The organism is Oceanobacillus sojae (assembly GCF_900162665.1).
Lineage (GTDB): Bacteria > Bacillota > Bacilli > Bacillales > Amphibacillaceae > Oceanobacillus > Oceanobacillus sojae_A.
Window position 1 is genome coordinate 905669 of sequence record NZ_LT727813.1, and the last position, 12745, is coordinate 918413.

The 12745-nt window shown below is 39.1% G+C and carries 15 protein-coding genes, 2 pseudogenes and 1 riboswitch; of the genes and pseudogenes, 3 read left to right on the plus strand and 14 right to left on the minus strand.

The window, feature by feature from the left end:
* Positions 1 to 345: pseudogene (locus tag BN1068_RS23785) on the minus strand (RNA-guided endonuclease TnpB family protein); the annotation flags it as partial.
* A gap of 58 nt (positions 346 to 403) precedes the next feature.
* On the opposite strand from BN1068_RS23785, the pseudogene BN1068_RS21750 reads away from it, so the two are divergent.
* Positions 404 to 565, plus strand: a pseudogene (locus BN1068_RS21750) (transposase); the annotation flags it as partial.
* Positions 566 to 755: 190 nt separating this feature from the next.
* Here BN1068_RS21750 and BN1068_RS21755 read toward each other — a convergent pair.
* The 11 genes from BN1068_RS21755 to wrbA all read right to left on the minus strand — a co-directional run bounded on the left by BN1068_RS21755 (position 756) and on the right by wrbA (position 10190).
* On the minus strand, positions 756 to 1214 hold the full coding sequence (locus BN1068_RS21755) for a DUF3995 domain-containing protein (RefSeq protein WP_077604905.1): 459 nt from the start codon (positions 1212 to 1214) through the stop codon (positions 756 to 758).
* Between the two features lie 23 nt (positions 1215 to 1237).
* Positions 1238 to 1828 (minus strand): NUDIX hydrolase, encoded by a 591-nt coding sequence (locus tag BN1068_RS21760; RefSeq protein ID WP_077605197.1) that lies wholly within the window; start codon positions 1826 to 1828, stop codon positions 1238 to 1240.
* A gap of 113 nt (positions 1829 to 1941) precedes the next feature.
* The gene (locus BN1068_RS21765; protein WP_077604906.1) at positions 1942 to 2511 is read right to left on the minus strand and encodes a DUF4256 domain-containing protein; all 570 of its coding nucleotides are present in this window, start codon (positions 2509 to 2511) and stop codon (positions 1942 to 1944) included.
* 243 nt (positions 2512 to 2754) lie between these two features.
* Positions 2755 to 3777, minus strand: a complete 1023-nt coding sequence (locus tag BN1068_RS21770) for a ThiF family adenylyltransferase (protein WP_077604907.1) — start codon at positions 3775 to 3777, stop codon at positions 2755 to 2757.
* Positions 3767 to 4537 carry a thiazole synthase gene (locus BN1068_RS21775; protein WP_077604908.1) on the minus strand — a complete coding sequence of 257 codons (771 nt, stop codon included), beginning with the start codon at positions 4535 to 4537 and terminating at the stop codon, positions 3767 to 3769. The genes BN1068_RS21770 and BN1068_RS21775 overlap by 11 nt, the downstream gene beginning before the upstream one ends.
* 4 nt (positions 4538 to 4541) lie before the next feature.
* Positions 4542 to 4745, minus strand: coding sequence for a sulfur carrier protein ThiS (thiS, locus tag BN1068_RS21780; protein ID WP_077604909.1), 204 nt, complete (start codon positions 4743 to 4745; stop codon positions 4542 to 4544).
* A complete protein-coding gene (gene thiO / locus BN1068_RS21785; RefSeq protein ID WP_175637226.1) occupies positions 4742 to 5878 on the minus strand; it encodes a glycine oxidase ThiO in 1137 nt (378 codons plus the stop codon). The genes thiS and thiO overlap by 4 nt, the downstream gene beginning before the upstream one ends.
* 2 nt (positions 5879 to 5880) lie before the next feature.
* The gene (locus tag BN1068_RS21790; RefSeq protein ID WP_077604911.1) at positions 5881 to 6492 is read right to left on the minus strand and encodes a thiamine phosphate synthase; all 612 of its coding nucleotides are present in this window, start codon (positions 6490 to 6492) and stop codon (positions 5881 to 5883) included.
* A gap of 116 nt (positions 6493 to 6608) precedes the next feature.
* Positions 6609 to 6704, minus strand: a riboswitch (TPP riboswitch).
* A 97-nt stretch (positions 6705 to 6801) separates the two neighbouring features.
* Positions 6802 to 7542 (minus strand): MerR family transcriptional regulator, encoded by a 741-nt coding sequence (locus tag BN1068_RS21795; RefSeq protein ID WP_077604912.1) that lies wholly within the window; start codon positions 7540 to 7542, stop codon positions 6802 to 6804.
* A 160-nt stretch (positions 7543 to 7702) separates the two neighbouring features.
* Positions 7703 to 9412, minus strand: a complete 1710-nt coding sequence (locus BN1068_RS21800) for a YeiH family protein (protein ID WP_077604913.1) — start codon at positions 9410 to 9412, stop codon at positions 7703 to 7705.
* Between the two features lie 166 nt (positions 9413 to 9578).
* Complete coding sequence (wrbA, locus tag BN1068_RS21805; protein WP_077605198.1) at positions 9579 to 10190, minus strand: NAD(P)H:quinone oxidoreductase type IV; 612 nt, start codon at positions 10188 to 10190, stop codon at positions 9579 to 9581.
* 522 nt (positions 10191 to 10712) lie between these two features.
* Here wrbA and BN1068_RS21810 point away from each other — a divergent pair.
* Together BN1068_RS21810 and BN1068_RS21815 are read left to right on the plus strand one after the other, a co-directional pair.
* Entirely contained in the window at positions 10713 to 10952 is a 240-nt protein-coding gene (locus tag BN1068_RS21810; RefSeq protein WP_077604914.1) for a DNA alkylation repair protein, read from the plus strand.
* A gap of 25 nt (positions 10953 to 10977) precedes the next feature.
* Entirely contained in the window at positions 10978 to 11130 is a 153-nt protein-coding gene (locus tag BN1068_RS21815) for a small acid-soluble spore protein P (protein WP_077604915.1), read from the plus strand.
* Positions 11131 to 11186: 56 nt separating this feature from the next.
* On the opposite strand, the gene BN1068_RS21820 is transcribed toward BN1068_RS21815, so the two are convergent.
* Entirely contained in the window at positions 11187 to 12140 is a 954-nt protein-coding gene (locus BN1068_RS21820; protein ID WP_077604916.1) for an SDR family oxidoreductase, read from the minus strand.
* A 76-nt stretch (positions 12141 to 12216) separates the two neighbouring features.
* The gene (locus BN1068_RS21825) at positions 12217 to 12738 is read right to left on the minus strand and encodes a TetR/AcrR family transcriptional regulator (protein ID WP_077604917.1); all 522 of its coding nucleotides are present in this window, start codon (positions 12736 to 12738) and stop codon (positions 12217 to 12219) included.
* Between the last annotated feature and the right edge of the window lie 7 nt (positions 12739 to 12745).

The window sequence follows — 12745 nt, forward strand, 5'->3', positions numbered from 1 at the left end:
AACAATTGATTCGCTTTTTTCATCCAACCAGTTTTGATAGTTGGAACGATAACTTTTCACAATTCCATAACCTTTAGAAATGGCAGCCCTTCGAAGATAAGAAGGAAACTTATAAAATGTTGCGTCAAAATCATACTTTGGGCAGGGGTTCGTTTTGGTGTGATGTGTTAATTTTTCTACAGCGTTTACCAACTCTTTTGTGCTTAAATTTTCTAAAACAGACCATTCCGTATTGATAACATCTACCAGAAAAGATAGTGCCTTCCGATAGATAGCAAGTGTAGGTTCGAAGGTTTTCGAACTGTGAGAGGTTATTTTATTTTTAATCGTTTTCGTCTGTTGCATCAACCAACCCTCCCTTATATATGTGTTATAATCACATTATAAAACAAACCGTTTTAAAACGGTATCCTCAAGATATATACGAACGGAATTCGCTGTATTCTTAGCGCCATATTATTGGAAACCTTATTTTTGGAGTAGAAGCTATCTTATCCTTTCGACAGGAGGAGCTTCTTTAAAAGTAATCAAAAACTATATCGAAAACCAAGACCGTGAAGGCTGACCCCCACTAATTGCTTTTCAATTTGAAGGGGACTGCGCCTTCACTTTTTGTTCAATAGGGGGATCTACTTCATAGCCATCTTCCTTCAGTTGTTTATTTTTTTGATCCACCTTCTCCCTGTTTTCTTGAGGGAACCCAATATGAAACGTCTTCGAATATTGAACATCTTTTCCTTTTTAAGCGCAAAAACCTAAATAGAACGTTGTTTTTTGACAGAGAAAAAATAACAAATACCGCCGGCCATCCAAAATGGCTCCCAAAATACTAATCTCCAAAAGGTTGCATGAACTTCTAAATTCATATCTAAAATAGCAAAGGCACTCAGCGAAATAGTGATAAAATTTAATAAGCCATATAAAAATAAGAATACCCCTGCAATTTTTATAAGGTAATAAAGTACTTTGGAAATAGCGGCGTTTCTCCATGGAACAGGTAGAAGTAATAATAACACTGCTCCTAATAATTTCGCAAAGCCCGTCAGCCACACAATCAGAATAAAAGAAGGCTCCGGATCAAATGACATTTCGTAAATCGCTCCCCCTAGAGATCTCACACCAAGCATTCCACCCATTGCCCAATAAAAGCTCATACCAGCAAAAATAACTGACCAAACAACTCCTAAAGTAAGCCACCATGTGTTAACTCGCAAAGTCAATCCTCCCCTTTACATAGTTAATCTTCCTCCCAATTTTGAAGTAATGTTTTCAGATAGCCGGGCTTCTGCTTTAATAATTTTGATAAGAATAATAGCTGTGGAAAAGGCTCTAATACTAAATCCTTGTTAAATCCTTCTGTTAATATCGCCCGGCCTTTTTGCTGTATCAGTTCATTTAACGTTATTGTCTGATTACAAATAACTTCCATCTCTTTTGGAGACAGCATTAAAATCCCTTTTGACTCTGAAGAAGGCATTGGCTTACTCTCTGCAAAAGACATATACATAACAGTAAATCCTTCTTTTTGATTTCCCTTAATCAGAACGGGATTGATCTGCTCTTTTAGCTGGACGGTACCTCCTTTTTCATCCCAATTATTCAAAAGGTATGTGACCGGAGAGTCTACCGGGGTTATTTGCATAGCAGCCTCCTCCATCACTTCTCTTTCAGCTGTCTCTAAAGCTTCTTCTCCTTTTTCTCTATGTCCCCCCAACCGCACGACACCAAGTTTATTGCCTTTTTTCGTCGGACCAACTTGAAAAACAAACAGATCATTATAAAAAACATAAGCTCCTGCTGTTCTTACATTTCCCATAATAGTATCCATCATGCTCAGCGCCCCTTATATCTGAATTTTCAAAAATACTTTCAAATAAAAAAACCAAGAATTTATAATCTCTATACATTCTTGATTCTCCATACTCTGTCTCTGCTTAAAAACTATACTCTCAACATGCCCCGGAATCCTCTGGAACCATAGTAAGAATCCGCTCCATTATGATATAAGAAAACACGGCCAAAACGAAAATCGCAAAAGACCGCTCCGCCAAGTTTGCGAATATCATCCGGTGTCTTCACCCAGGTCGATGTTTTTGCATCAAATGTTCCCAGCTTCTGAAGCTCCCGGTATTGTTCTTCTGTTAAAATCTCAATACCCATTTCTGCCGCCATATCTATCGCATTATTTTCCGGCTTATGCTTTTTTCTCGATTCCAGCGCCTCACGGTCATAACAGATACTTCTTCGTCCTTTAGGGCTTTCTTTAGAGCAGTCAACGAAGATATATTCATCCTTCTCCTTATCATAGCCGACCACATCAGGCTCTCCTTCCGTTTTTTCCATTTTGTATAGAGTGCTTAGTTTTTCCGGATTACTTTCCAGCCTTGCTTGAATTTGATTCCAGTCAAGGTCTTCATGACGATCTATATTTTTCTCAAAGCGGACCTTTAATTTGTTCAGTAATTCTTCCTGTTCTTCTTGAGAGAGTTCTATTTTATTTTCTATTGTCATATCTATTCTCCTTTTTGCTTCTTATTTATTCATTATTATATCCATATAAGTTAATAATTTCATTTCTTAGTATATAGATTTTTAGTTTAAATTACATACGACATATCCTATAGTTATTTAAAGAAAAAATCGCCCATGTAAAAACATGGACGATGATAAAGGCTAAAGGTTGAATAACGCCAGGATACTATAATAATTGTTTTTATCTAAAAAGAATACTAGTGTGGTCTTACTTCAGTACCTTCACCCCAAGTATCGGTGATAAATATTTTTCGCTTCCAGCTGATCCATTGTCCCATGAACCAATGCTCTTCCGTCCTGAAAAAGAACAATCCGGAAAGAATCCACTTCAAATGAAAGCAAATAAGGATTTTGAAACAATTTAATTTGTTTATTTTTCTGAAGCTCTTTGGCCACTTCATCCAAATCTGCTCGTTTACGATTAGGACGCAGCTGGACTGTATTTCTTCCACATAGCACAGCTGTTTTCAACCGGGAATTATAGGCTAAGTTTGGATAACTTCTTTTCGAGGAGCATGATGGGCAATCTGGTTTGCGTAATGCTGCTGCCTCCATTTCCGTATGCTCATTTTTCCAAAGATCAAAGGATATAAGCTTCCCTGATAAAGCTGCTTCATTACCTGTTAATAACTTCAGCGCCTCTGTTACTTGCTGGGAAACTACCTTTTGCACAACAGGCTGGATAATACCGACACTGTCACAGGTAGCTCCGTTAGCAGGAATATACTCCTGCAGACATTGTAAGCATGGCGTTTTTTCAGGAAGTACAGTAAAGGTAACTCCGTAGCTTGCTACAACTGCTCCGTAAATCCAGGGCTTCTGATACTTCTGTGCGATATCATTCAGCAAAAGTCTTGTCTCAAAATTATCGGTAGCATCAATGATTAAATCTGTCTCAGGTACGATTTGCCTTAGTATATCTATCTCAGCATCTCCAACAATTGCGTCTATTTTTACATGGCTATTCACTCCAGAAAGCCTCTGTTTGGCAGCAACCGCTTTTGGCATCTTCTGCTCCACGTCCGCTTCACTAAACAGCTGCTGCCGCTGCAGATTACTTTCTTCTACATAATCCCGGTCAATTATTGTTAGCTGACCAACACCGGCACGGGTCAACGCTTCAGCACTGCTTGATCCCAATGCACCTGCACCGACAATCAGCACATGGCTCCGGATCAGTTTTTCCTGACCGGCTTCCCCAATTGGAGCAAATAATATTTGGCGGTGATAACGATTAGTTTCCAACGCTGATCCCTTCCTCAGGGCTGCTGGCTACTGCATAGTCTTTCTTAGGAATCCTTCCTGCTTCATACCCGAGTCGGCCTGCCTCTACTGCATATTTCATCGCTTCAGCCATTTTCACAGGATCACCCGCTCCAGAAACTGCTGTATTCAATAAAACGCCATCCGCTCCCATTTCCATGGCATAAGCTGCATCTGCCGGCGATCCGATACCTGCGTCAACAATAACAGGTACTGATGACTGCTCGATAATAAAAGAGAGATTTAACGGATTGATAATCCCCTGACCACTTCCAATTGGTGAAGCTCCGGGCATCACTGCATGCGCACCTGCTTCCTCCAGTTTTTTGGCCAGCACAACATCATCTGATGTGTAAGGAAGCACGGTAAATCCTTCTGCCACCAGCTCTTTTGTAGCTTTTAATGTCTCAATGGGATCTGGAAGCAACGTTTTATCACAGCCAATAATCTCCACCTTCACCATATCACATCGTCCCGAAGCAGCAGCTAATTTTGCGATGCGCACCGCTTCCTTTGCATCCTTTGCCCCTGCTGTATTCGGTAAAAAAGTATACCTGTTTACATCAATTTTTTCTAAAAAATTCGGCAGTGAAGGATCGTAAATATTCATCCTTCTTACAGAAAAGGTGAGTACCTCTGTCTCTGATTTATCTACCGCCTGCTTTTGAATATCGAAATCTGGATATTTCCCTGTTCCTAAAAATAAACGAGATTTAAATTGATAGTTTCCAACTTTAAGCATTTGCTTAACCCCCTCCAACAAAATGAACGATCTCAACCTTGTCTCCATTTTCCAGTACTGCTCTTTCATGCTCTTCCTTTTGCAATATTTGCTGATTATGCTCAATGATCAAAGGTTTATCTTCCAATTCCAGAAAATCAATTAAACCCTTGATGTGCTTTACCTCTTCCTGAATTTCTAATCCATTGCCATTCACTGTTATTTTCATTGTGACTCACCTGCCTTTTCCAGTTTATTGCCTTGACGATTCAAGCTAAAGCTATCGTAATAAAATGGATTAACCGGTTTATTCTCTATTAAATCTGCCATATAGATTCCAGTGATCGGCGATAGCAGTATGCCATTCCGGTAATGTCCCTTTGCCGTATATAAACCAGCAACACCAGGAATCTCTCCCAAGTATGGAATTTCATCAGCTGTGGCAGGTCTGACTCCCGCCCAAAAACTGCTTATCATCGCTTCTCCCAGCTGCGGAACCATTTTCTGTGCTCGTGACAATAGCTTGTGAACGCTTGCAGCATGGACATGATTATCTGTTTTGCCGGATATGGAAGACGCTCCAACAATCACTTTTTCTCCTTGCTTCGGTACAAGATAACAGCCATCCATCCAAAGTGTAGATTGAAATAAATGCTCTTCCAATTCCAGCAGCAGACATTCCCCCTTCACTGGAATAGTGCCATAACCTCCTGGCAGCAGTTCATCTCCAAATGCTCCTGTTGCAATAACGACTTGATCAGCATAATAAGCTTCCTTTGTTGTCTGGATTCCATGAACTGCTCCATCTTCTATCAACAGCCCAATTACTTTTTCCTGCTCATGTAAAACTGTACCATGATGATAGGCAGCCAGAGAGAAAGCCTCCGTAAGATAACGGGCAGAAACCTGACCATCATTGGGCAGATAAAGCACAGCATGAAGATTCTCTGTTAAGCCTGGTTCCATCTTTCTTGCTTCTTCTGGTGACAGCAAATAAGCAGGATTATCCTCTTCTCTCTGAAATGCAGCGATTGTTTTCAGCCTGTTGTACTGGTGCTGATGAAAAGCAAGCTTCATAATCCCCTTATGAATATACTGAATATCAATCCCTGACTTTTCATGCAGCTCTTCGGATAAACTTTCAAATAATGCTCTGCTCTCCTGTGCAAATCGGAAAAGAGGACTCTTCTCTGTAAATTCTCCTTGAGCACCCAGCATTCCAGCCGCAGCACTTGATGCCTCACATCCGATTTGACCCCTTTCTATCATCAGCACACGATAGCCTCTTTTAGCCAGCTGATAAGCAATAGAACAGCCAATTACTCCTCCGCCAACAATAATTTGATCAAACTGTTTTTTCACCTTCACCCACCTTCCCAAGTATCCAACACATGCCGGTAAGCCTCGACAGTTTGCACGGGGTTATCCGCCTTCCAAATACCAGACATTACAGCGATTCCGGCAGCTCCTGCTGCAATAACTTCTTTTGTCCGCTCAGGAGTAATTCCGCCAATAGCATAGACTGGAACGGATAATACATTGGTGATTTCCCGAAGGTCAGCTAATCCTCTCGGCTGCTGATTCGGCTTGGACCTGCTGGAGTAAATATGGCCATACAATAAGTAATTTGCACCTTCCCGTTGAGCCTGTTCTGCTTCCGGTAAGGAATGAACAGATTTCCCTGTTAAAAGCGTAGAAAAGCAATTTTTCACAAGCGGCACGGAAGGACTGTGATAAGCCAGCTGAACACCTGCACACTGTTTCATCACAGCAATATCAGCCCGGTCATTTACAACTACTTTCTCTAATGGAAATTCGATGCTTTCTAATGCCTCGATTATTTCCAGGATTTCTTTTGCAGTCTTCTTTTTTTCACGGATATGCAGAAAATCAATACCTCTATGAATCCGCTTAATTATTTGCAAATGCTGTTTAGAAAAATTCCCATCACTGACAAGATGTAATTGGCTGCCCATGCCCATTGCTCCTTTCTTTCATTTCCCGAGAATCAGCGGAAGAAACGAAAAAGACCACTCATCCATTGGATAAGTGGCCCTGATTATATAAAAATTCAGCGATCGAATTATATATCGTCATGTTCCTGCCACTTCCCTACGCTAGTGCTAACCAGATCAGGTTCAAAGGGTCCGAATAATCGTCTCAGCCAAAGGCTCCCCTAGTGTTGACTATTTAATTTTCGAATTACAATTAAAGAATAACACATAATTTTTTATTTTCAAAGTTATTTTTACAGTCTCTCTTTTTTCTGCTAATGAATAATTTGTCTAGCCTTGCTTTGCGTAATTAACAGAAGCAGCATACAAATAATAAGCTAACCCCGTTTGTTGATGCTCTAACATATTTTTGTGAAATTCATCAGTAATAAAAAACCATGTTGATTCAACAAACCCTTGTGAGTCTACTTTCATAATGTTGGCATTGATATACTTAATATGCTCAGAGATAAGCTGCTTCACCCGTTCATCATTTACTGCCCATCCCTTTTTTAAAGCAAAAGCCATTTTATCCATAAACGCTTTCGATTCTCTGGCGGATTCATTTAATTCCTCCGCTTCAATATTGTCTACAGGAATTTCGTATTGATAGGTTTCCTGCAAATATGCATTTTGCTCTTTCAACTGTTCCTGCCATTGTTCTTGATTTAACCCTTTAAACATGTTTTGGTTATCCATTACTTCCCCACGCTCCTCAAAATAGATAGTTTCGTTAAGAGTATTTAATATCAGATTCATTCGTTCTCTCTTGTCTTCTATCAGTTTCTTTTGTTCCATTAACATATCGTAGCGGCTTTTTTTCTCATACAATATTTTCTGAATAGACTCTAATGGAAAATCTAATTCACGATAGAACAAAATATGCTGTATTTTTTCTAATTCGTTTTTTCCATATAAACGATATCCAGCTTCTGTGATTTCTCCCGGCTCTAACAGTCCAATCTTGTGATAATGATAAAGTGTTTTGATTGTTATACCGGTTAAATCAGCTACTTGTTTAACCGTCAGCATAGGAAACTCACCTCCTCATAAATAAACAATAGACTCCTACCTAAGGTAAGAGTCAATTACTATTTTGATATTATGTTAAAAAACATTTCTCAATAAACCATTAAAAAAATCCCCTATTGCTATTTTTGCTAACAATAGGGGATCAATACATTTATTTCTGCTACTCTGTCAATCCTTCAATTTCCATCACTTCAATGGTTGCTGTACCGTTATCCAGCAGCTGTGCTTCTGCCTCAATATTATCTCCCTGCTCCAGAAAGATTGCCAATGGAGCCTTGCTGGCATTTACAGTATAGATCGTTGTATCGTCTTCAAGTAAAAATTGGATAATCTGCCCCTGCTCTGTTGAGTTCACCACCACACGGCTGACGGTCCCTTGAACCGTCTCAGTGACAGTATCACCAGTAGCTCCCGTGTTTCCAGGATCCTGTAAGAGAGCCATCCGATAGGCGTCCAAAGCAGCATTTGCGGTATCACCAAACACGACAAAGTCTGAATCATTCGCTTTAATGTAGGCATACTGCTTATGCAATCCATTCGGATCCAGTACATTGACAACCCAGGTTGGATTCCCGTCAACATTGTATAGAACAGGCATATAGCCTTCCCATTTCTTCTCCGGGAATTCCTTATTAACGATTTGTTTTGCACCTTCACTGTCCATAATACCGTTGTTCTTCTCACCGCCATAATAGGTCAGCTCTCCGGTTCGTGCATTAACTAAAGTATAACCTAATGCAGAATCAATATTTTCTTTCGGAGAAGTCATATCGGTAAAATAAAACATATCTCCATTCTCATCAAACATTGGTGTCACGCCAGATTCCGTGCCAGATTGGTTAGGCAGCTTCACATCTCTCTTGCCGAAAACGCTGTTTAACCAGCCATGAACATATTTTCCATAATAATCATTCGTTAACGTAGCCATATCGGAGCTTACAGATCCCTCGATGAAGTCTGGAGCATCGTCTGTCTGATAGGCATTCATTTCTCCGGTAACCGGATCAATCACTACAACCTGAAGCTTATCTAAATTAGGTTTATTTGTAATGTGCATCGGTTTATAAATGGTTTGCACATACCAAGGCTTTCCGTCATCATCCACTTCAATTTGTGCCTCTCCACTTTGTATATACTGCGGAAATTTATTATAGATTACACGCTTTACATACTTATGAAAATAACTGGAATTTGTATATTCCATAGGTTCCTCTTCAAACGTCGGCTGGGCATTTACATTTGTTGCAGAAATCGTAAAATATCCGGCTGTTTCTTTCCCTCGAAGAAACTTCCAAAAATCAGCGAATTCAACAGGAGCAACATAAACAATTTCATCCCCCACCTGCTGTACCTGTAACTTGCCCAGGTCATAAAATTGCGCATTCGGCACAACACTCATTGCCTTTTGAATTTTATTACGTGCAAATTCAGGAGCAACTGTAATTGGCGTTTCATCCTTTGATAAAGGCTTTGCCTCAGCCTCTTCTTTTACAGTAATCGTATTATGAGCGTTATCCAATACTGTAAAGCTTGTAATGATAACAGCGATAAATAATAATAGTCCTAATCCAAAAATGCTGAACAATGGTATAAATAGCTTTTTCTCCATAAAATTATTTGGCTTTAATATTGCCGCCAAAGCCGGTATAAGAATAATAGCTGTAATTAAATTAATCACCAGCATATTCGGAACAGTAATCGCCGGCATCATAAAATAGTTGACAGCGACCATAACGATAAATCCAAAAATAAATAAACCAAAAGCAAATTTCAGCACCCGTCCTGTAGGTGCGGATGATGCAACAGCTGCTACCACTGCTCCAATCACATATAATATCAAGCTCATTAAAGTTGCTAATAAAATTCCCATTTGCTGCTCTTCCTCTCTTATTGCTGCATCTATATTACGATAGAGCACCAAAAAAGGATTCATTTTTTATGTAAGTTATTACCGGGATTTCTTAGAAACTGTTAATACTAATAAAAAAGACAGTACCCTTTACTAATAAAGGTACTGCCTTTTTCTATACAGCTGATTATTGATTTCCTTTTTTAACCCATTCAGCAGCAGTAACTGTACGCTCAGCCTGATGCTTAACAGCAGCTTGTACATCTTCAACCATTTTCCCGTCCTGATCCACAGTAACGCTTGTGCCGTATGGATTCCCGCCAGCTGCGAATACAGCTGGATCAGAATAACCTGGTGGTACGATGATAGCTCCCCAGTGCATCATGCTTGTGTATAATGAAAGAATTGTTGCTTCCTGACCACCATGCGGGTTCTGTGCAGAAGACATCGCACTGACCACTTTATTAACTGTTTTTCCGCTCGCCCAAAGTCCGCCTTGAATATCTAAGAATTGTTTCATTTGCGAAGGCATGTTTCCAAAACGTGTTGGTGTGCTGAAAATAATTGCATCTGCCCACTCAAGATCTTCTGAAGCTGCAACGGGAACGTCTTTTGTTGCTTCAACAGTTGCTTTCCATACCGGGTTTCCTTCAATAACTGATTCAGGCGCTAGCTCCTGCACTTTTAATACTCTTACTTCAGCACCTTTAGCTTCAGCTGCTTCTGCTGCCCATTTTGCCATTTGGTAGTTGGTACCACCCATACTGTAAAAAATAACTGCTACTTTTGTATTTGACATACTTTCCATCTCCTTTGATTCATTCGATTTTCCAAATAATTTATCTAAAAATCCCATTTGCTGCACACCTCTTTCAACGCAGGCCCTGTCCTCCGATATCTGACATCACTCTTTTTATGCCTCATTCATTAATTTTTATACCAAATACCATTTATTTTGCTAAATCAGCATACTAAGGTATCAGGTTGGATCATGAGGCTTTATAAGCTTCGCCGATGATTCTCAGAAAATCCAGGGGCCATATGAGAACAATGATTCGTTTTAAAGATAATTATTCTTTTCAATTAACTTTAATTCAATTTTGTTTAATTCATTTATATTGAATTAAATATAATTATAGCCTCTCTATTTTTATTTGTCAACAAATGATTAACTACACCTTTTGTAGCGCAAATAAAGAAACAGTCTACAATGAACTCACGTAGTACAGACTCTATTTAAAATTCCCGTATAAATTAGCGTAAATCAGAGAACATAAGGCTAAGCTTCGATCAAAATGATTAAAAAATTGAGGTGTTATATATGAACCAGCCTTACCAATGCCCGAGATGTAAAACAAACCGTTCCCGCTTTAATATCATCGAACAGGTAGCAAAGCCGGTCAAATTGGATGCTAATACGGGTGCGGTGTTAAACGATTATGAGCAGGATCCATTAGAGGTCTTTCATATTGCTTACAATGGCCCTGACAGAAGGATACAATGCGGAGCATGTGGTTTAATTGAGGATGAGAATACTTTTGCAAATACAAATACGCAATAATTACAAATACGGAGGATGGATATAAATGACCAAAAATCGAAAAGGACCAAAGCAACAGGAGCAGCCTGATTTACCTCAAAGTCCAAAGCAGCCTTATGGTGAGCCTTTAGCAGGATCTCATAAAGTGAAAAACAAAAATCATTCCAGACAAAAAAATAATGCGTCACATGATATGTGACGCATTACCAGTTATATAATATACCATTTTACTTCGGCATTATAAGCCTCGAGACATTAATTATTTTTGTCTATTAAAGCTTGTAGCGTTACTTCAAGACCTTTTTGAAAAGGAGTTGCTGGAATGGCACCAATTCTTTTTTCATATTTTTCTCCGCTCAAAACGAATCCTTCTTTGGTAAGGTACATGATTTCAACTATTTCTCTCATGAATTCATCGAACAAACCAAGCAGACGGATAACATTTTTAGTCAAAGGAATAACAGCCTTCTGGTTTCCTGTTACTTTCCGGGCGATTCGGATAATCTCTTTACCTGAAATCAATCCGGCTCCTGGTATATTCCAATTTTCACCATAGGAATCATCTTTTTCTGCTATATTTACAATCATTTTAGCCGCATCTGGTAAATAAACATATTCACGGGGTGTTTTTAAATTCCCAATAAAAATGGATGTTTTACCTGCAGCCACCCCATCAAGTGTAGGCTGTAAATAAGAATTTTGTGATGTTGGTCCATAATAATCCGGTAATCTGACAATTAGAGCCTTTGCCCTCTTCCATTTCCCGCTAAATATCAGCTGCTCGAATGCTACTCTAAGTTTACCCTTTTTCGTATGCGGATTTTGAGGATGATTTTCGTCTCCTTTCGCTACCTGATGTCCATATACATAAATCCCATCAACAATCACAATTCTTTTTCCCAAAGCGTCTGCCGCTTTCATTACACTTTCTCCCAATGGCATCAGTTTTTCTGCCATTTCCTGATATTTAACATTCGCACATTGAAAGATAACATCTGCATCTTTAGCAGCGTCTACAATTGTTTGGTAATCAAATATATCTCCCTGCTTATAGGTAAGATTCAAATGATGATTGTGCCTGGCCATTAATGCTTCCAATTTATTTTGGGAACGCCCGAAAGCAATGACTTCTATTCCTCTGTTTAACAGTTCCGAAACAATCACTTGACCAGTTCCTCCAGTGGCTCCTAATACGATTGCTTTTTTCATTTTCAAAACTCCCTTCCATTTAGTTAGTGATTAATCAATAAATAACTAATAAAAAATAAATAATCAACTTTATTGATTACTTATTTTCTTTTTCATCAATCAGCTCAGGAAGGTCTAAGAAATAAGATATATTACAAAGCATTCCTCTTGCCAAAAACGTACTGGCTTCTCTTTCCGCATCCTTTATTCCGGCAGTCTTGAATCTTTCCAAAGTATAGCTTCTAATTTGAGATAATCCTTTTTTCGCAATGTCCTGTATAGGCTTTTCGGTTACAGAAATACCTATTACCTGCACAGCAATCTCATTAGGATGTGACTCGGACAGCTCCTCATAAGCTTCAATCATTTTTCCAACAAGCTGATCCGGATTTGCTTCCACATTTTTAAATGTTTGAAGAATCCTTTCAAATGCCCGATCTAATGCGGCGATAAATAATTCTTCTTTTGTTTTGAAGAATCTAAACACATAAGGCTGAGAGATAGCTGCTTTTTCCGCAACCTGAGCGGTAGTTGCATTATAGTAGCCTTTTTCTGCAAATACTTCCAATCCTGCCTCCAGGATCTCTTCCTTACGATTTTCCTTTGTTGATTTTGCCATATTAGTG